Here is a 16,986-nt window from a genome sequence, read left to right as displayed (position 1 = left end):
AAATGGCAAAAAATGAAACTGATAATTGCTTTTTCCACGCTGACAATCGCTGTCCTGACGGCGTGTAAACCGAATACAGACAAAAACACAAAAATCACAAGTATGCCAATTACCGCCGATCGTTCGACTTTCAAGAGCGGCTATTCCGCAGTGAACGGACTGAAAATGCAGTATGAAATTTATGGGCAGGTAAGCCGCCTGTTCTCATTCATGGAGGTGGATCAACGCTTCAAACAACGTTTGAAAAGGTTACTCCCTTAGTTGAAAAAACCGAAAAGTCATCGCCATTAAATTGCAGGCTCACGGACGAACAGATGACAGCGATTCAGACCTTACCTTTGACCAGGATGCTGACGATACCGCTCTACTTCTCAAAAAGCTAGCCATTGAAAAAGCCGACTTTTTTGGTTGTAGCAATAACGGAACAACGGCCCTACAACTGGCGATTCGTCCCGCTGAACGGGTAGACATAATAGAATACCTCGGCGAGATAACGACCTTAAAATCCGACACAAAAGAAAGCGAATTGGTAGCGCCAACGATTGAAAAATTCCTCAACAAAACCGCACACTAAAAACAACGACCCGCTACAGCAAAGTAAGTACCAAAGGCCGGCTAAACACCGTATCATTGGACTCCAAAACGGCGTTTCACTGGTACTTTCCCAATCTGTTAACGGTTTTTTTAAACAGCCACCCTGAGTAAAAAACGAGTTTTTTACCGCATCCACACGAACTGAATGAACAGACACCCGGCTATTTTATCACTGCTATTTTTTCTGACCGGCAATCTTCTTTTTGGACAAACGAAGCAAGACAGTTCAGCCATCCAACAAGCCGCCCTGGACTACATCGAATCGCAACACAAGCCGAATCCCGGGCAAATGGAAAGGGCATTGCACCCACGAATGGTGAAACGCACCTTCTGGAAGGACAAAGCAACCGGTAAAGATTATGTGCGCGAAACAACGACCGAATCAATGATTTTGCTGGCCGAAAGCTATAACAAAAAGGGCGATCAATTTCCGGCTTCACCCAGAAAAGAAGTGCTGCTGCTGGATGTTTCGGAACGGACGGCGTCGGTTAAACTGGTGGCTGACGACTGGATTGATTACATGCATCTTGTCAAGATTAATGGAGTCTGGAAAATCATCAATGTGCTTTGGCAATTCAATAAAACTGATCAGCATTAAGGTAGAGAAACCGCTCACGAACCGTCCATGAACTGGAACAAGGGCGCGTCTCCCCCATCGGCTACCGCCTTGAAATTCCCGGAAAATCAATCCCTCAAAATGAGAAACCTGATCAACACCAACGACCTGGAAGGCATCGAACAGGCGCTTTCGGCCAATCCGGCGCTGGCCAACGAAGGCATTCCGTACGATGAACGGAACACAACGAAGGCGCACCCGCTCCACCGGATTTGCGATGGCGTATTTTCGGGTTCCTGCACCGATGAAGAAGCCGTACGGATCGCCCGGTTATTTCTGGCCTACGGCGCCAACGTGGACGGCAACGGCCTGATCGAAAAACAGGACACCCCGTTGCTGGCCGCATCGAGCCTGCACGCCGATCAGGTGGCCCTTTTGTACATCGAAAACGGGGCCAGCATTCATCACCCGGGCGGCCACGGCGGTACGGCTTTGCACTGGGCCGCCTGGTGCGGCAGACCGGCCGTGGTGAGCAGACTGATTCAGGAAGGCGCCGAAATCAACCGGCGATGCCTGGATTTTAAGGCAACTCCGCTCTTCTGGGCCGTTCAGGGACTTAAGAAGGGCGGTAATCAAAACCCGTCTGCTTCTGTGGAATGCGTCGACCTGTTGCTTCGGGCCGGTGCGGACAAAACAATTCCCAATGGCGCCGGAAAAACCGTCTTCGATTTGCTGGCGGAGGATGACGCGGATTTGAAAAACCGCCTGCAGTGAATGAAATTACGTACCCGTTGAATGAGTATAAAACCGCAACCATCTGATTATAGCGAAAACCAGGCCCGTCTTCATGCGACTTTTTCAGACGCTTCTCTGCTGCTTTCTGCTAACGGTAAAAACGCTGGGGCAATCCGGCAAACCGTTTGTGCTGGGTGTCATTGACGAAATTCAATCGAAACAACTGGCCGAGAAACGGATTTTAAACATTTACCTTCCGGAAGGCTACACCGCCACCGACACCACCCGGTACCCGGTTATTTACCTGCTCGACGGTTCGGCGGATGAAGATTTTATTCATGTGGTGGGGCTGGTGCAGTTCAATACTTTTTCGTGGATAAACCGGGTGCCAAAATCCATCGTCGTCGGCATTGCCAACACGGACCGCAAACGGGATTTTACGTATCCGACCACCATCGAAGCCGACAAAAAGCGGTTTCCTACCACCGGGCAGTCCGCCCGTTTTATGGCTTTTATCGAAACCGAACTGCAACCGTTTATTGAAAAAAAGTACAGAACAACCGCATCCAGAACCCTCATTGGCCAATCGCTGGGCGGGCTTCTGGCCACCGAAATCCTCTTCAAAAAACCAACGCTGTTCAGCCGTTACATCATCATCAGCCCGAGTCTCTGGTGGGACAACGGTTCGCTCCTGCGTCAGAATCCCGCCGTTTTGCAAGCCGGTTTCACGCAAAAAACCGCCGTTTATGTGGGCGTCGGCAAAGAAGGGCTGTCCCCCGGCAGCATTCCGCACGTGATGGAAGTGGACGCCAACCTGCTGGTCGATCAACTTAAAACCGCCGGCACGAACCACCTGACGGTTTATTTCGATTATTTACCGCAGGAGGACCACGCGACGATTACCCATCAGGCGGTTTTCAACGCGTTCCGGCTGCTGTACCCCGTTGCAGATGGCAAATAGGATGCCTTTCGTGTCTTCTTCATTCATCATTCCACCACCCCCGTCGCCAGCTTGTTGTCTCCGGTGCTGACATCCAGCCAGAAACCGTTCACGAACACATACCGCAACTGATTGCCCCGGCGCAGCACGAAGGTCGGAATCCGGCCGGTTTGCACGGGTCGGACGGCCGGGGTGGTGGGCTGGAGCAGGTGAACCGGCGCGAGGTGCGTCGTCGCCCGCGATGGAGTCGCCAGCCGGAACGTGGTCACCCCCTGCTGCACCAGCGAATCCAGTTTGTACTTTTTCAGATCCGCCAGCGAACGCAGCGTATCCGGATGAATCCGGCCCGGTGCGAGCGTCAAACCGGTTGCGTCGATTTCTTCAATCCCAAAAAAGGTGGACAGATCGCCGAAATCGTCAATGCTGCTGCGATACCCAAACGTGGTCGCGTTGCCGACATTCACTTCGTAGCGGTTGATGCCCAGATCGACGGTCACCGGTTTTCCTCCCCGCATAAGCTGCGCGTTCCGGATCAGGACGTCGAACAGATAGCGTTCGTTTTCGGGAATGTTGCTGTACTCCGACCGCGATTCGGTCTTGTACGCATCGGTCGCGATGGCTTGCAGGCCCGCCAGAATGGTCACATAATTCAGTTTCCGGATAAACTGCTTCTCGGGATCGTTCGGAAAACCGCCCGATTCGATCAGGATCAGCGTGGTGCCCCATTTCTGGATGTTGTCGCCAAACGCCCGGGGTTCGAACTCGTCGGAAAACCGCCCGACCCCGCCCGGAATAAACTGCTGCAACACCCGGTTCATGCCCACAATCAACTGCATCGACCGCTCACGCACGGGGTTGATGGTGCGCGCTACGTCATAGGCCGTCGCCAGAAACGAAATGGTGGCCTGTTTGCCCGTTTGGCCAGCGCTGTAGCGCGTGTTCTGATCGTGGAGGTTAAAGCCAAAATCCGGTTTCAGACGTTGCTGTAACCCTTTCAGAATCACCGACTCCGGCGATTGCAGCCGCAACGCATCCCGGTTCAAGTCAATGTCCAGGGCATTCCGGCGCTGGTACCGTTCGGCCCCGTCGGGGTTCAGCATCGGCACAAAATAAAGGGTTGTTTCGGCCAGCAACTGCCGTTTGAAATCCTCAAACGGCCCGTCGGTACGGAGCAGGTTGAAAATGTCGAATAGCGCCATGGTGGCCGAGGGTTCGTCGCCGTGCATCTGCGACCACAGCAGCACCTTACGCGGGCCCTTCCCCACCTTAATCATCTGAATAGGCCGTTTTTCGACCGATTCGCCGACGGTCGTTACCTCAAACCGGGCGTCGGTTTTTAATTGGTCGATCAACGGCAGGATATCGCCCTGCTTAAACCGCCGGTGCGTCAGCATGCGCTCGCGGTAGGGATCGTAGGTATCGAAAAGGTATCGGGAGAAGGATAAATCCTGACTGGATGCGGTGGTCATTAGCAAGAAGTTAAACGCAAAGATCAAAAAGGCCGTCGGCGGTTTTCGCATGTCGGTTAGCGGTTTTTTCGGCGAATCTCATCATTCCAAGCTGATCATCAGGGACGCCCGAGGTACAAACCTACCCCCGTCGCCAGCAAACACAACACCACATTGAACACCACATTGGACGCTGCGGCCAGCCAGCGCCCGGTTTGCATCATAAATAAGGTATCCGCACTAAACGTCGAAAACGTGCTGAAACCGCCACAAAAACCGACGCCCATCAGCAGCCGGTAGCTTTCGCGCCCGGACGTCCGGGCCGTCAGCCAGCCCACCAGAAATCCGAGAAGCAGACTCGCGACGACATTGACAAGCAGCGTTGAAACCGGGTAAGGGGTTTTCAGCAGGGGTTGAATATACCGACTGACGCCGTAGCGGGCCACGCTGCCCAAACCGCCCCCCATAAAAACCAGCCAAAACGGATTCGTCATCATTTCTGCCAAATCAGGTCGTAAAAATAGCCGGTTTTTGGCGAAAAAGCCTATTATTGTGAAATGACACCAACCGACCCCAACCGCTCATCGCAACTTCTTCGTCTGTTGGGCGTCGGCTTTGGCGTTGCCGTCACCATCGGCGGTACCATCGGCACCGGCATCCTCCGCCGACCGGGCACCATTGCGCAGGAGTTGGGGCAACCGTCGCTGGCCCTGCTGGTCTGGGCGCTGGTGGGAGTCTATGCCCTGATTGGTTCGCTGCAAGTGGTCGAATTGGGCACGATGATTCCCAAAGCCGGGGCCTGGTACGTGTTTGCACGCCGGGCGTTTGGCGATTACGTCGGGTTTGTGATCGGCATCAGCAGCTGGCTGGGCAGCATTTCGGCGATGGCCTTCGGAGCGGCAGTGATGGGCGAATACATTGCGCTGCTGGTGCCCGACTGGTCGGCCTATATCCGGCTCATGGCGATTGGTATTCTGGTGGCGTTTACGGGTTTTCACTGGTTTGGCGTCCGGCTGGCGAGTCGGGCGCAGGAGGTGATGAGTTTTGTTAAAGCCGTTGGTTTAATGGCGTTTGTCGTGGTCTGCTTTGCCTACACACCCGACGAACCGCTGCACTTTTCGGGCGATAACAGCCTGCCCATCGAAGGGTCGCTTTTCGTCGGGATTCTGGCGGCTTTGCAGTCGGTTTTCTATACCTACGACGGCTGGCACTCGGCGGCTTATTTCACCGAAGAGGATGTCGATCCAAACAAAAACCTGCCCCGTTCGATGATGATCGGGGTCTTGACGATCATCGGCATTTACCTGCTGGTTAATCTGGCCCTGTTTCACGTTTTGCCCATGGAGCAACTGGCGAAATCCAAGCTCCCGGCGGCTGATGCGGTTCAGGTGCTGTTCGGACCGGCCAGCGCCAAAGTGGTGACGCTCCTGCTGATGATTTCGATCATGGGGATTATCAACGCCCAGATTATGTTCAACCCGCGGGTGCTGTTTGCCATCAGCCGCGACGGGTTGTTTGCCCGGTATTTTACCCGCGTCAACGCCGGCGGAACGCCCGGCCCGGCTATGTTTCTGACGGCCGGCGTGTCGATCCTGATGATTATTACCGGCACCTACAGCAAATTGTCGGACATTGCTTCCTTCTTTTTCGTCCTTTGCTACGCAGCCGCGTTTGCTTCGCTGATCCGGTTGCGAAAAACCGCCCCCGACCTGCCGCGCCCGGTTTTAGCCTGGGGCTATCCGGTGACCACCTGGCTCATGCTGGCGGCCTCGCTGGCCTTTCTGGTGGGCGTCATTTACAGCGATGTATACAGCAGCGCCTACGCCGTCGGCTTCATTGCTCTGAGCTATCCCTTGTTTTTGCTGGTGAAGCGATTCAACCGCGCCTAAAACCGGTATCCCAGGTGAACCGTAGGAAAAACCGACCATTCCGCCTGCCGATACGTCTGCCCTTCCACTTGAACGGTTTTTGCCGTGGGCTGGTGAATCAGGGCAATCCACGGAACCAGGTACAGTCCCCGGCGGTGGCGCTCCGGTTTTCCAAACAAAAACCGGTAGCCGGTTCGCAGGCCCAGCGTTGCGCCACGCACGTAAAGAACTACGACCGTTCGCTCATTCGTTTCCGAATCCGGCTCAGCGAAACCGGCGTGATGCCCAGAAACGACGCCAGAATATACTGGGGCACGCGCTGTAAAAGCTCGGGATGCTCGTCGGCAAACTTCCGGTAGCGCTCCTGCGGGCTATCCAGCAAGTAAGAGGCAAACAACCGCTGGGCGTTAATGAAGCGCTGCTCGACGACGCGACGCATGATGACGTGCGTGCTGGGAACTTCCTGATAAAGCCGGTCCAGCGCTTCTTTGCTGATGACCAGCACCAGGCAGGGTTCCAGCGTCTCCAGCGTTTGCAGGCTCGGTTGCTGCGCTAAAAAACTTTCGTGGCAACTGGCAAACATGCCTTCCGAAAAAAGGAAAGACGTGATCTGGTCGCCATTTGGCCGGGTGTAGAGCAGGCGCATCAGCCCGCTTTGCAGGTAAAAAAGCTCGGTGGCGACCTGCCCTTCGGCCGTTAATTTCGTTTTCGCCGGAACTATCCGGGCGGAAAAAGAGTCTTGGAAGCGATTCCACTCCGGTTCATTCAGCGGGACAAGTTTATCCAGCAGGGCTTTCAACGAATCGGCAGCGGGGTAGCGCATAACGGTCGGGGCGTTGTTACGTTCGAGTCCTAAAGGTACGGAGCCGGGCCGGAATGAATTCCGTACGCACAAATTCTTCTTTCGATGCTGTCAACGTTAAAGGCCTTGTTCACCCGCGATCTCGGGCGGCTGCGACGCGAAATCGAGCTTTACCGGGATGAAAAGAAGCTCTGGATCACAGCCGGAGAACTTGCGAATCCCGCCGGTAATCTGTGTCTGCACCTGATCGGCAATCTGAACACGTACATCGGTGCGGTTTTGGGCAATTCTGGTTACATCCGCCACCGCGATCTGGAGTTTTCGCTCCGCGATGTGCCCCGGGCGGAGTTGGTGCAGAAAATTGATGACACGCTGACTACCGTTCTGCATTCGCTGGATCGGGTGAGCGAAAACCAGCTTCAGGCGGACTATCCGCTGCTGGTGTTCGACGAAAAAACCAGTACGGAATTTTTGCTGGTTCATCTGACCACACACCTGACCTACCACCTCGGCCAGATCAATTACCACCGGCGTCTGCTGGATACCGCCGACTAGTACCGCCTTTTATCCTGCCATTCAACCATCGGTACAAATTTTCTCCAAGAAAATACAAAACCGGGTGCCTTGCGGTCCAAACTCCCTAGTTTTGCCACGGCTTTTTGGGCCAACTCTCTTTAACTCAAACAACTATACGATGAAACTTGCTCCACTTCTACTCGCGTTCAGCCTCGTCATTGGCTTGGCCGGCTTTGCAAACTCGTTCACCTCCAGCCTGGACAAAACCTCGTTCAGCGTCAGCGAATCGGATGATTCGTACCAGATTGCCGCCACGTACGACCCGGCCAAAACCGATAAAGTACGAGCGGCTCTGGATGATCATTTAAAGCAACGGAACGACGGCTCGTTTAAAAATACGGATCTGGATGCCACAATGACGCTGAGCAACAACACCATTTTTTACATCAAATCGTCCCCCGGCCAATTGCTCATCAAGCTCGATAAAAAGCGGAATTCGGACCAGGCGCTGGCCCGTTTCAAGAAATTGAGCCAGGATTTGCGGGAACTCCTGACCGACAAAAGCTAAACGCAGCGGGCCAAACGCCCCCTTCAAACAAAAAAACCGGGTCATTGCTGACCCGGTTTTTTGGTGATTGTCTCCTTATTTCTTCGGCTCGTCGTAACTCAGGCCGTATTGTTTCAGGACGTCTTCTGGCACACCGTCCCATTTGTTCGGCGTATTGCCCACATACCCCAGGTCGTCGATGCCCATTTTACTGGTGTAAAAACCGCCCAGCACAAAATTGCGCATCATGGTAAAAAACGCGACGCCCTGTGTCAGATCGGGCGAAACCTGTTTCCCGGGATACGCAATCTGCTCAATCAGGTCGATTTGCTGCGCCCGGGTGCATTTGGCAAACGGATTGCCGTACCGACTCACGCATTTGTTGTTCAGCCAGCGCAAGCCCCCCCGCATCGGCGTCTGAAGCCGCGGCTGGTCGCGCATCATAAACTCGATGAAAGCCGGCACACCCGCCTGCGACGCGCTGCCCGATTTTTCATCGGCCGGAACAATGATGTCGCCCAGCAAGGTTACGGTTTGCAATTCCGCCGGGGTAAAAAACTTCTCGGTGGCGGTGAGCAGTTTCACATCGCGCTCCGCTTCGAATTTCTGCCGTCCGGGCAGCAGCTTAACGGCGGGTTTGGGTTCGGGTGGCTCCGGCACCGCGGCCTCCACCGGATTCACCGCCAAACCCAGGGAAGTCAGGGAGAGGGCTTTTAAGGTATCTCTGCGTTTCATTTCTTTTTCGTTTAAGGTTTGGGGTCTAAGGTTTAACGTGTTTGGAGTCACTGGCTTCGTTTTTTTTATACTTCCAGCCTTTTAATTCAGAATCTTTTAGTTTGGATATTAAGCCGTTCAGCATTTGGCTGACCCTTTTTGCCTTATCAAGCATTCCGGCGAATGTTTCCTGCTCAACATAAGACTGATCCAACGCCCTGTATAGTTGAGAGCGAACTTCACCAGCAGAACCTTTTGAAATAGAAAGAAACTGAATAAACTCACCTCGACTCCCTCTTTCAAAGCCTTCGGCGATGTTATCCATGACTGAACCGGAGGAGCGCCTTATCTGGCTGCGTAAATCAAAATCTTTCGCAAAATTTCCTGAGGAGGAACAGTGGTAAATTTCCCTGGAAAGTTCTCGAGACAACTTCCAGACTTCCAGGTCTTCAAACTGCTGAATCGTTGCCATGCCAAACTCCTTAAACGTTAAACTTTAAACCTCAAACGAATTAAATATTCTTCCGTTTCACTTCGTCAATCAAGTACTCCGACGTGCGCATGGAGGCTGCCAGGATGGTCCAGGTCACGTTTTTGTCGCCCTGCGAGACGAAGGGGGCCGCGTCGACCACGAACAGGTTCTTCACATCATGCGCCTGCTGGTATTTGTTCAGCGCCGACGTTTTGGGGTCGTTGCCCATCCGAACCGTACCCACTTCGTGGATGATCCGGCCGGGAGCCGCCAGCCCGTAGTTTTGCTCCTTGCCCGGTTTGTTGCCCGTCGGAATGCCGCCCATCGCGTGGATGATTTCCTCGAACGTGTCCTGCATGTGCTTGGCCTGTTTGATTTCGGCATCCGACCATTTGTAGTGAAACCGCAGCGTCGGAATGCCGTATTTGTCCACCGTGTTCGGATCAATTTCGCAGTAATTGCTTTCCAGCGGCACCGGCTCACCCCGCCCCGACATGCTGACGTATGCGCCGTAAAACCGCCGGATGTCGTCTTTCAGCCCGGCGCCGTAGCCGCCCGCCGGTTTCATTTTGCCGTCGCGTCCGGGAATTTTACCGTTCAGGGATTCAATGCCGCCCCCAAAACCGTAGCCCGGCATGCCCATGCCCCCGCCGTATTCGATGTGGTAGCCGCGCGGGAAATCGAGCTTGCTGTTGTCGAGCCACCAGGGCGTAAAGACGTGCATCCCGCCCACGCCATCTTCGTTGTAGCGTTTGCGATCCATCAGCGCGGGTACAAAACCGGAGCGCGACGCCCCCGTTGAGTCGTTCAGGTACTTGCCGACCACCCCGCTCGAGTTGGCTAGGCCGTTGGAAAAACGCGGGGATTTGGAGTTGAGCAACAGACGTGCACTTTCGCAGGTGCTGGCGCCCAGGATGACGGTTTTTGCCCGCACCGAAACTTCCTGCAAACTGACCGTATCGACGTAGGAAACGCCCGTCGCCAGGCCGGTTTTTTCGTCCGTCAGCACTTCCCGCACCATGGCGTTATTAATCAGCGTCAGGTTACCGGTTTTCATGGCCGGAATACACAGCACCGACGAGGACGAAAAATCCGCGTAGGCCGAACAACCCCGGTTGCACTGGCGGCAGTAGAAGCACTGCCCCCGTTCGTTGTTGATGGGCTGCGTCAGAATCGACAGCCGCGACGGAATCACCGGAATACCGATGCTGGTGGCGGCTTTCTTGAGCATCAGCTCGTGCAAACGCGGTTTGGGGGGTGGCAAAAAATGACCGTCGGGTTCGTTGTGCAGGTTTTCAACCGAGCCAAAAACGCCGATCAGTTTGTCAACCCGGTCGTAAAAAGGCTTGTAATCCTCGTAGGTGATGGGCCAGTCGTCGCCCACGCCGGAGAGCGATTTACGCCGAAAGTCATCGGGACCAAAGCGCATCGAAATCCGGCCCCAGTGGTTGGTGCGTCCGCCCAGCATCCGCGACCGAAACCAGAAAAAGTCGCCCCCCGGTTTGGAGGAATACGGTTCGCCCTCGATTTCCCAGCCGCCCCAGGCTGCGTCAAAATCGCCCCCTGAGCGCGTGGTGCTGGCTCCGCGCCGGGGCGACTCATACGGCCATTTGAGTTGCGTCATGTACTTGGGGTCGGCGGGGTCGAAATAACCGCCCGCTTCGAGAAGCAATACTTTGGCACCGGCCTTGGTCAGCATGTACGCGGCCATGCCACCCCCGGCACCCGATCCGACCACAACGGCATCGTAAACCACCGGGGCTTTTTTGAGTTGAAATAAATCCATTGAGAAAGGTTTAGGAGTAGGCCTACCGGAAATATACTACGAAATCCGGCAATTATACCCTAAAAAGCAGCCCGCCCGCACCAAACTACTGATGCGGGCGGGCGGTTCATCTGAAATGCCGGGAAAAAGGTCGGAGCGGCTGTTAGACTTTGTCCGTCCGTTCCCGGTTCGGGGTGATTTCGGGCGCACTGCCCGCCCGGGAAGCAACGGCCGGACCCGGTTTTGTTTCAAACATCTTCAGGTCCCAGAGCGCAATGGATTCGTGCGGAACGTTTAGTTTGGCCAGCTCCGTGAGCAGTTCGTTGTAGGAACGCAGGTTCAAACTTTTCAGGCTTTGCAGGTCGGCGGGTTTCAGCAGCGCCAGGGTTTCGATCAGCGTCAGCCGGCCCACTTCGGCCAGATTGCAGATTTTCCGGCGTCGCACCACCGAATAAAACGCGATTCGGGTTTGCACCCGCAACGGAATCTGCTCCAGCGTAATGGCCGGAATTTCCCGAAGGATCTGCTTGCGCCGTTGGATTTCACTTTCCAGAAACGACTGCAATCTGATCAGTTCAGTCCCGGAAACACTTGCGATTTTCTGGCGCAACTGCTCAAGGCTCAATTCCTCCTGCATGGGACAAAATATCAAATACGGTGGTTAATTTCTCCAGCAAAAATAGCGGCTGACGGACGGCAATGCAACGCAGCAATTCTCATTTTTGGAAAGAATTTCTGGTTTTGACCGCACGGAATCAATACCGCTGGTAAATCGCCGTCAGAAAAGTCGCCGTGCGGTTTCGCATGTCGGCAACCGATCCGGCAAAGTTGTTATTCATCAGGCTGAACACCAGCAACTTTCCTTTTTTCGTGATCAAATAACCGCTCAGGTTGTAAACGCCGGTCATCGAACCGGACTTGGCAAACACAAACGGCCGGTCGGTTTTGTACACCCGCTGAATCGTTCCGCTCGACCCGCCCACCGCCAGCAGTTTGAAAAGCCGCTCCTGCGGTACGGTTTTGTAGATTTTTTGCAGCAGGACCACCAGTGAACGCGGGGTAAACAGGTTGTAGCGCGATAAACCCGAGCCGTCGACCCAGTTGGGTTTGTCCGGCAAATCGGCCAGGTGCTTTTGCAGAGCAGTCTGAATCCCAACGGAGCTATTGACCGTATCCTGCACCGACGAACAAAGCAGCATGAGCTGCTCGGCCAGCGTGTTATCGCTTACCTGCAACATTCGTTTGTAAAGCGAGTCGGCGGGCTGGCTGTAGATGGTTTTTGCCGAGCGATCAAACCGGATGCTGGCGACCGAAACCGGGCGGTGCAGGGTGTCGGCCAGCAGGTGCGCGGCCAGTTCCGGCGACCAGCGGAACGGAATGTCCTGCCGGAACGGGCGCACGGCTTCGGGCCGGTCGAAACGGTTGGTCAGCTCACTCCGCTGAACGCTGCGCGAGAATTTCCGTCCCGAAACCGCCGTGACGCTATCCCGAAAAAACCGGGGTTCGACATCCAGCCGGGCCACGCGATCGGGCGAGGTGAAGCGCACAAAATTGCCGTACAGCGGCAAGGGCGCCAGTTCAGTCGAATATTCATCGTTGAAATCATCCCAGGCCCAGCCGGGTCCAAACCGCTGTCCGCTGGAATTGGCCGCTGAAAAAACCAGCCGTTCGGGCCGGTTGCGCAGAAACCGCAAAACCGTGGTGTCCGGTAAATTCAGATTCAGCAGCGAGGGGTCGCCGGTGCCCCAGAAAATCAGCGAATCCCCGCGCGCGACGTACCGCAAGGCCGGAATCGAATCGCCGAGCGTGACCAGACCGGCGTAAAAACTAACGAGTTTGACGTTGGAAGCGGGCGTAAAATACTGGTCGGCGTTGTGCTGCACCACCATTTTCTGCCGTTCCCAATCGTAAAGCGCAAAACCGGTAAAGTGATCGGTGAGTTGGGGGTTTTGCCGAAGCTGGCGCTGAATCGGGCGGTAGGATGCGCAACTGGTCAGGAGCAGGCAAAGGCCAAGGGCGCACAAGGTTGATCTCATACCCCAAAATACGGTTTTTGCGCTAAAAATAAAACCGCCCGGAAACAGCCGGTCAGGAAACCGAAAAGTCCCGGAGGGGCAAAAATAAAAACCGCCTGGATGCTACACCCAGGCGGTTTTGTTGCCAGCGAATAAAAAGCTTAAGCCGGTTTCAGCTTCAGGGCCACCGAATTAAGGCAATACCGCATCCCCGCTGGTGCAGGACCGTCGTTGAAAACGTGGCCCAGGTGCGCATCGCACACCGCACACAACACCTCGACCCGCGTCATGCCGTAGGCATAATCGTTTTCGAGCGTAATCAGCTCCGGATCAATGGGTTCGGTGAAGCTCGGCCAGCCCGTTCCGGAATCAAATTTCTGTTTGGACTCGAACAGGTCGGTGCCGCAGCACACGCACTGGTAGAGACCGGGGTCGTGGCTCTCGCAGTATTCGCCGGTAAAAGCCCGTTCGGTGCCTTTCTGGCGCGTCACCCGGTATTGTTCCGGCGTCAGTTGCTGCCGCCATTCTTCGTCGGTTTTTATCACTTTAGTGATCATAAGGTTCGGTTTGATCGTGAGAAAATGGGTGTCTGATAACCGCTCAGGCCGTTCAGCGAAAGTTCGGTTAGTACCATAAACTATTTTCGGATTGATTTATCTTTACGGCTGGTATGACCATCCACCAAATTCTGAAACAATTCTGGGGGTACGAGTCGTTCCGGCCGTTGCAGGAGGACATCATCCGTTCCGTGCTCGACCGGCGCGACACGCTTGTCCTGCTGCCGACCGGCGGGGGCAAATCGCTTTGTTTCCAGCTCCCGGCACTGGCGCTCGGCGGAGTCTGCATCGTCGTAACGCCCCTGATTGCGCTGATGAAAGACCAGGTTGAGCAGTTGCGTCGGCGCGGTATTCCGGCCGTGGCGATTTATTCCGGCATGCACTGGCGCGAAATCGACCGGGCGCTCGACAACTGCATTTACGGCAACACCCGGTTTCTTTACGTCTCGCCCGAGCGACTCAAAACCGAAATTCTGATTGAACGGGTCAAGCAGATGAAGGTCGGTTTGCTGGCCGTCGACGAAGCCCACTGTATTTCGGCCTGGGGGTACGATTTTCGGCCTCCTTACCTGCAAATCGCGGAGTTTCGCAAATTACTGCCCAGCGTGCCGGTGGTGGCGCTGACGGCATCGGCCACGCCGGAGGTGCAGAAAGACATTGTGGAAAAACTGGAAATGCCCGGGCCGCAGGTGTTCCGGCAAACGTTCGCCCGCAAGAATTTGTCGTATTCCGCGTTCTACGAAGAGAATAAAGAAGCCCGCTTGCTGAAGGTGTTGCAGGGCGTTCCGGGTTCGGCGATTGTGTACGTGCGCAGCCGGCGGCAAACGCAGGAAATTGCGGAATGGCTCCATCACCAAAACCTTCGGGCGGATTATTACCATGCGGGCCTGACGGCGAAGCAACGGTCGGATAAACAGGACGCCTGGCTCCATAACCGGATTCGGATCATCGTGGCCACCAACGCCTTTGGCATGGGCATCGACAAACCGGATGTTCGAACGGTTGTTCACCTGGACGTACCCGATAGCCTGGAAGCCTATTACCAGGAAGCCGGACGGGCCGGGCGCGATGAGAAAAAAGCGTATGCGGTTTTGCTTTACAACCACAAGGATCTGAGCGACATCGAGCAGCGGATCATTCAGCAATATCCGCCGATTGAGATGCTCAAACGGGTGTATCAGGCGCTGGCGAATTACGCCAACCTGGCGGTCGGTGGGGGCGAATTTATGAATATTGATTTTGACCTGACGGCTTTTTGTCAGGCGTTTCAACTGCCGGTGACGGAGACGCATTACGCCCTGAAACAGTTGCAGCTGGAAGGCTTTATTGAGTTGAGTGAAGCGTATTTCAGTCCGTCGAAAGTGGTATTGGCGGTGGACAACCGGGCGTTGTACGAGTTTCAGGTTATGAATCCGCATTACGACCTGTTTCTGAAACTGCTGCTTCGGATGTACGGCGGGGAGTTGTTTACCAACTTCATCAGCATTGCGGAAAGTGCGATGGCCAAAACCGCCCGGATGCCGGAAGAAGAAATTTTTTCGATATTGGAACAGTTGTCGCAGCGGTCGATTCTGCACTACGAAAAACAGAAGGATAAACCGCAGCTGACGTTTCTGACCCCGCGTTTCGACGCCCGGAATCTACCCATCAACGTGATGGAACTGGAGCGCAGCAAGCAACGGAATCTGGCGAAAGTGCGGGCGATGGTCGACTACGTGCAAAACCCGGTGCAGTGCCGGACGCGGCTCTTACAGGCGTACTTTGGCGAAGAACCAAAAGAGGCCTGCGGGGTTTGCGATCATTGCCTGAGCCAGCAGCAGGCGCCGGTGGATACGGACCGGCTGCGGCAACAGATTATTCAGCAACTCGAAGCGACCAACGGGCAGGGGCTGGCCCCCCGTCGGCTGGCCGACCAGCTGAATCTGAATACCGACCGGCTTTCGGACGTTCTCCGGCACATGCTGGCCGACGACCTGCTATGGATCGATGCCGCCGGTCATTTGCACGCCGTAAACACAATGAATCAACGATAAGCGTTTTATGAAAAATTACGTTTCGCGCCTGTTCCTGGCGGTTTTGGTGGGGTGTGGCTCCTCCACGGTTTGGGCGCAGTATCACCCGGGGCTGGTGAGTAGCAATTACGGCGGTATTCACCGGATGCTCCAAAATCCGTCGTCCATTGCGGGTTCGCGGTATAAATTTCAGTTTGTAGCCTTCACCGGGCATTCTTCCGTCAATTCTTTATACACGAAATACGTCGCAAAAGGCTTGTTTCAAACCATTCAGTTACCGTACAGCCGGGGCCTCAGTCTGCCGCTCCGCACCGTCGGTTCCATTACCAACGCCCCCCGTACCACCGCCTACTCCGAAATTCTGGGGCCGTCATTTCTGATTAATGTCGATGGCAATCAGACCATTGCGCTGCACACGCGGATGAAAAGCTATCTCTATGGCTCGGCCCTGCCCGAAAACCTGACGGAAGCCTACCGAAACCGGCTTTTTTACCGGAATCTGCAACCCTCGTCGGGGAACTTCGATTTTGGGCTGGCGCATAACAGCTACGGCGAAGTCGGCCTGACCTACGGGTTGCAGGTGTTCGACGGACACTGGCACCGGCTGAAAATCGGCGCGACGATCCGCCGGATTGTGGGCGCTCAGTTGAGTTATCTGAACGCCCGTGGCAACTACGCCATTCTCCAGAACAACGGTGACGTGGAAAAAACACTCGCTCTTACGAACCTGGATTACGAACTGGGTCAGACCACGGCCCGGAAGGACTTTAGCTTAGGCTCGGTTTTTTCCAGTGCCTACGGCAGCGGTTGGGGGTATGATTTCGGCGCTACGTACGAGATCGGGAAGCGGACGACCGGGCGTGGTTACAATTCCCAGACCCCCACGAAAGACCCGCGTCCGGCCTACTGGCTCCGGCTTTCGGCGGCTTTGATGAACGGCGGAAGCATCAGCTATCCGGCGGGCCAGGCCGTGACCGGCAGCGGCCCGTTAACCTTCAATCAGCCGGAGCTGGAGCAATTAGGAAATGCGCCGATGGATTACCTCACCGCCAAATCCGATAACAGTTCGCAGTCGTATGAACCCGGCAAAGTGGCTCTTCCGCGTATGCTCCACCTCGAAGCCGATATGCGGCTGGCAAGGTCATTTTACGTAAACGGCTTATCAATGAACAACTTAACATCCGGCGCGACGGTTCGTATGCCGAATATGCTGATCATTACGCCCCGGTTTGAAGATGAGGATGTGGAATTTGGCTTACCGGTTTCCATCATTGGTCCCGACAGCCGCGTGGCCGTCGGCATGTCAACCCGCCTAGGACCCATCCACCTCGGTTTTAGCGACATGCGCCGACTGTTCAGCAAAAAAGGCGAAAACCGCAGCTCGCTGGTCTGGATCGGCTTCTCCGTCTGGAAATGGCGCAAAAAAGAATGATGAAGTAGGCATG

At 55.0% G+C, this 16,986-nt stretch carries 20 protein-coding genes; 10 read left to right on the top strand and 10 right to left on the bottom strand.

The window, feature by feature from the left end; all coding sequences use genetic code 11:
• The first annotated feature begins 12 nt into the window (after window positions 1-12).
• From ACYVHX_RS20495 to ACYVHX_RS20475, 5 genes are all read left to right on the top strand, one after another.
• Complete coding sequence (locus ACYVHX_RS20495; RefSeq protein WP_460673554.1) at window positions 13-261, top strand: hypothetical protein; 249 nt, start codon at window positions 13-15, stop codon at window positions 259-261.
• A gap of 31 nt (window positions 262-292) precedes the next feature.
• Window positions 293-574 carry an alpha/beta fold hydrolase gene (locus ACYVHX_RS20490; RefSeq protein WP_460673553.1) on the top strand — a complete coding sequence of 94 codons (282 nt, stop codon included), beginning with the start codon at window positions 293-295 and terminating at the stop codon, window positions 572-574.
• 165 nt (window positions 575-739) lie between these two features.
• Window positions 740-1,192: a nuclear transport factor 2 family protein gene (locus ACYVHX_RS20485; protein ID WP_460673552.1), complete on the top strand. Its 453-nt coding sequence runs from the start codon at window positions 740-742 to the stop codon at window positions 1,190-1,192.
• A 27-nt stretch (window positions 1,193-1,219) separates the two neighbouring features.
• Window positions 1,220-1,924, top strand: a complete 705-nt coding sequence (locus tag ACYVHX_RS20480; protein WP_460673551.1) for an ankyrin repeat domain-containing protein — start codon at window positions 1,220-1,222, stop codon at window positions 1,922-1,924.
• 73 nt (window positions 1,925-1,997) lie between these two features.
• Complete coding sequence (locus ACYVHX_RS20475; RefSeq protein ID WP_460673550.1) at window positions 1,998-2,846, top strand: alpha/beta hydrolase; 849 nt, start codon at window positions 1,998-2,000, stop codon at window positions 2,844-2,846.
• 26 nt (window positions 2,847-2,872) lie between these two features.
• On the opposite strand, the gene ACYVHX_RS20470 is transcribed toward ACYVHX_RS20475, so the two are convergent.
• Together ACYVHX_RS20470 and crcB are read right to left on the bottom strand one after the other, a co-directional pair.
• Window positions 2,873-4,294, bottom strand: coding sequence for a M14 family metallopeptidase (locus ACYVHX_RS20470; protein WP_460673549.1), 1,422 nt, complete (start codon window positions 4,292-4,294; stop codon window positions 2,873-2,875).
• Window positions 4,295-4,392: 98 nt separating this feature from the next.
• Complete coding sequence (gene crcB, locus ACYVHX_RS20465; protein WP_460673548.1) at window positions 4,393-4,767, bottom strand: fluoride efflux transporter CrcB; 375 nt, start codon at window positions 4,765-4,767, stop codon at window positions 4,393-4,395.
• Window positions 4,768-4,830: 63 nt separating this feature from the next.
• Between crcB and ACYVHX_RS20460 the strand changes: the two genes are divergently transcribed.
• Window positions 4,831-6,162, top strand: coding sequence for an APC family permease (locus tag ACYVHX_RS20460; RefSeq protein ID WP_460673547.1), 1,332 nt, complete (start codon window positions 4,831-4,833; stop codon window positions 6,160-6,162).
• Here the strand turns inward: ACYVHX_RS20460 and ACYVHX_RS20455 are convergent.
• Both ACYVHX_RS20455 and ACYVHX_RS20450 read right to left on the bottom strand, forming a co-directional pair.
• Complete coding sequence (locus tag ACYVHX_RS20455) at window positions 6,159-6,362, bottom strand: hypothetical protein (protein WP_460673546.1); 204 nt, start codon at window positions 6,360-6,362, stop codon at window positions 6,159-6,161. The genes ACYVHX_RS20460 and ACYVHX_RS20455 overlap by 4 nt on opposite strands.
• A gap of 8 nt (window positions 6,363-6,370) precedes the next feature.
• The gene (locus ACYVHX_RS20450) at window positions 6,371-6,964 is read right to left on the bottom strand and encodes a Crp/Fnr family transcriptional regulator (protein ID WP_460673545.1); all 594 of its coding nucleotides are present in this window, start codon (window positions 6,962-6,964) and stop codon (window positions 6,371-6,373) included.
• Window positions 6,965-7,048: 84 nt separating this feature from the next.
• Between ACYVHX_RS20450 and ACYVHX_RS20445 the strand changes: the two genes are divergently transcribed.
• Complete coding sequence (locus ACYVHX_RS20445; protein WP_460673544.1) at window positions 7,049-7,498, top strand: DUF1572 family protein; 450 nt, start codon at window positions 7,049-7,051, stop codon at window positions 7,496-7,498.
• 139 nt (window positions 7,499-7,637) lie between these two features.
• Window positions 7,638-8,027 (top strand): hypothetical protein, encoded by a 390-nt coding sequence (locus ACYVHX_RS20440; protein ID WP_460673543.1) that lies wholly within the window; start codon window positions 7,638-7,640, stop codon window positions 8,025-8,027.
• Window positions 8,028-8,102: 75 nt separating this feature from the next.
• Here the strand turns inward: ACYVHX_RS20440 and ACYVHX_RS20435 are convergent, their stop codons facing one another.
• The 6 genes from ACYVHX_RS20435 to msrB all read right to left on the bottom strand — a co-directional run bounded on the left by ACYVHX_RS20435 (window position 8,103) and on the right by msrB (window position 13,529).
• Window positions 8,103-8,741: a gluconate 2-dehydrogenase subunit 3 family protein gene (locus ACYVHX_RS20435; protein WP_460673542.1), complete on the bottom strand. Its 639-nt coding sequence runs from the start codon at window positions 8,739-8,741 to the stop codon at window positions 8,103-8,105.
• Between the two features lie 25 nt (window positions 8,742-8,766).
• Window positions 8,767-9,192, bottom strand: a complete 426-nt coding sequence (locus ACYVHX_RS20430; protein ID WP_460673541.1) for a four helix bundle protein — start codon at window positions 9,190-9,192, stop codon at window positions 8,767-8,769.
• A gap of 40 nt (window positions 9,193-9,232) precedes the next feature.
• Complete coding sequence (locus ACYVHX_RS20425; RefSeq protein ID WP_460673540.1) at window positions 9,233-10,978, bottom strand: GMC oxidoreductase; 1,746 nt, start codon at window positions 10,976-10,978, stop codon at window positions 9,233-9,235.
• A 142-nt stretch (window positions 10,979-11,120) separates the two neighbouring features.
• Window positions 11,121-11,594, bottom strand: a complete 474-nt coding sequence (locus ACYVHX_RS20420; RefSeq protein ID WP_460673539.1) for a hypothetical protein — start codon at window positions 11,592-11,594, stop codon at window positions 11,121-11,123.
• 118 nt (window positions 11,595-11,712) lie between these two features.
• The gene (locus ACYVHX_RS20415; protein WP_460673538.1) at window positions 11,713-12,993 is read right to left on the bottom strand and encodes a D-alanyl-D-alanine carboxypeptidase/D-alanyl-D-alanine-endopeptidase; all 1,281 of its coding nucleotides are present in this window, start codon (window positions 12,991-12,993) and stop codon (window positions 11,713-11,715) included.
• Between the two features lie 140 nt (window positions 12,994-13,133).
• Window positions 13,134-13,529, bottom strand: a complete 396-nt coding sequence (msrB, locus tag ACYVHX_RS20410; RefSeq protein WP_460673537.1) for a peptide-methionine (R)-S-oxide reductase MsrB — start codon at window positions 13,527-13,529, stop codon at window positions 13,134-13,136.
• Between the two features lie 113 nt (window positions 13,530-13,642).
• Here msrB and ACYVHX_RS20405 point away from each other — a divergent pair, with 113 nt between their 5' ends.
• Together ACYVHX_RS20405 and ACYVHX_RS20400 are read left to right on the top strand one after the other, a co-directional pair.
• On the top strand, window positions 13,643-15,562 hold the full coding sequence (locus ACYVHX_RS20405; protein WP_460673536.1) for a RecQ family ATP-dependent DNA helicase: 1,920 nt from the start codon (window positions 13,643-13,645) through the stop codon (window positions 15,560-15,562).
• 7 nt (window positions 15,563-15,569) lie between these two features.
• A complete protein-coding gene (locus ACYVHX_RS20400) occupies window positions 15,570-16,973 on the top strand; it encodes a DUF5723 family protein (protein WP_460673535.1) in 1,404 nt (467 codons plus the stop codon).
• Window positions 16,974-16,986 lie beyond the last annotated feature (13 nt).

Source organism: Larkinella ripae, assembly GCF_054780775.1.
The sequence above is the reverse complement of the archived record's forward strand: the minus strand, read 5'-3'. Positions and strand labels throughout refer to the sequence as shown.

Bases quoted from the DNA above. Each gene is read 5' to 3' on its own strand.
- ACYVHX_RS20495 (WP_460673554.1), top strand. From the start codon at position 13: ATGAAACTGATAATTGCTTTTTCCACGCTGACAATCGCTGTCCTGACG.
- ACYVHX_RS20485 (WP_460673552.1), top strand. From the start codon at position 740: ATGAACAGACACCCGGCTATTTTATCACTGCTATTTTTTCTGACCGGC.
- ACYVHX_RS20480 (WP_460673551.1), top strand. From the start codon at position 1,220: ATGAACTGGAACAAGGGCGCGTCTCCCCCATCGGCTACCGCCTTGAAA.
- ACYVHX_RS20475 (WP_460673550.1), top strand. From the start codon at position 1,998: ATGCGACTTTTTCAGACGCTTCTCTGCTGCTTTCTGCTAACGGTAAAA.
- ACYVHX_RS20470 (WP_460673549.1), bottom strand. From the start codon at position 4,294: ATGACCACCGCATCCAGTCAGGATTTATCCTTCTCCCGATACCTTTTC.
- crcB (WP_460673548.1), bottom strand. From the start codon at position 4,767: ATGACGAATCCGTTTTGGCTGGTTTTTATGGGGGGCGGTTTGGGCAGC.
- ACYVHX_RS20460 (WP_460673547.1), top strand. From the start codon at position 4,831: ATGACACCAACCGACCCCAACCGCTCATCGCAACTTCTTCGTCTGTTG.
- ACYVHX_RS20450 (WP_460673545.1), bottom strand. From the start codon at position 6,964: ATGCGCTACCCCGCTGCCGATTCGTTGAAAGCCCTGCTGGATAAACTT.
- ACYVHX_RS20445 (WP_460673544.1), top strand. From the start codon at position 7,049: ATGCTGTCAACGTTAAAGGCCTTGTTCACCCGCGATCTCGGGCGGCTG.
- ACYVHX_RS20440 (WP_460673543.1), top strand. From the start codon at position 7,638: ATGAAACTTGCTCCACTTCTACTCGCGTTCAGCCTCGTCATTGGCTTG.
- ACYVHX_RS20435 (WP_460673542.1), bottom strand. From the start codon at position 8,741: ATGAAACGCAGAGATACCTTAAAAGCCCTCTCCCTGACTTCCCTGGGT.
- ACYVHX_RS20430 (WP_460673541.1), bottom strand. From the start codon at position 9,192: ATGGCAACGATTCAGCAGTTTGAAGACCTGGAAGTCTGGAAGTTGTCT.
- ACYVHX_RS20425 (WP_460673540.1), bottom strand. From the start codon at position 10,978: ATGGATTTATTTCAACTCAAAAAAGCCCCGGTGGTTTACGATGCCGTT.
- ACYVHX_RS20420 (WP_460673539.1), bottom strand. From the start codon at position 11,594: ATGCAGGAGGAATTGAGCCTTGAGCAGTTGCGCCAGAAAATCGCAAGT.
- ACYVHX_RS20415 (WP_460673538.1), bottom strand. From the start codon at position 12,993: ATGAGATCAACCTTGTGCGCCCTTGGCCTTTGCCTGCTCCTGACCAGT.
- msrB (WP_460673537.1), bottom strand. From the start codon at position 13,529: ATGATCACTAAAGTGATAAAAACCGACGAAGAATGGCGGCAGCAACTG.
- ACYVHX_RS20405 (WP_460673536.1), top strand. From the start codon at position 13,643: ATGACCATCCACCAAATTCTGAAACAATTCTGGGGGTACGAGTCGTTC.
- ACYVHX_RS20400 (WP_460673535.1), top strand. From the start codon at position 15,570: ATGAAAAATTACGTTTCGCGCCTGTTCCTGGCGGTTTTGGTGGGGTGT.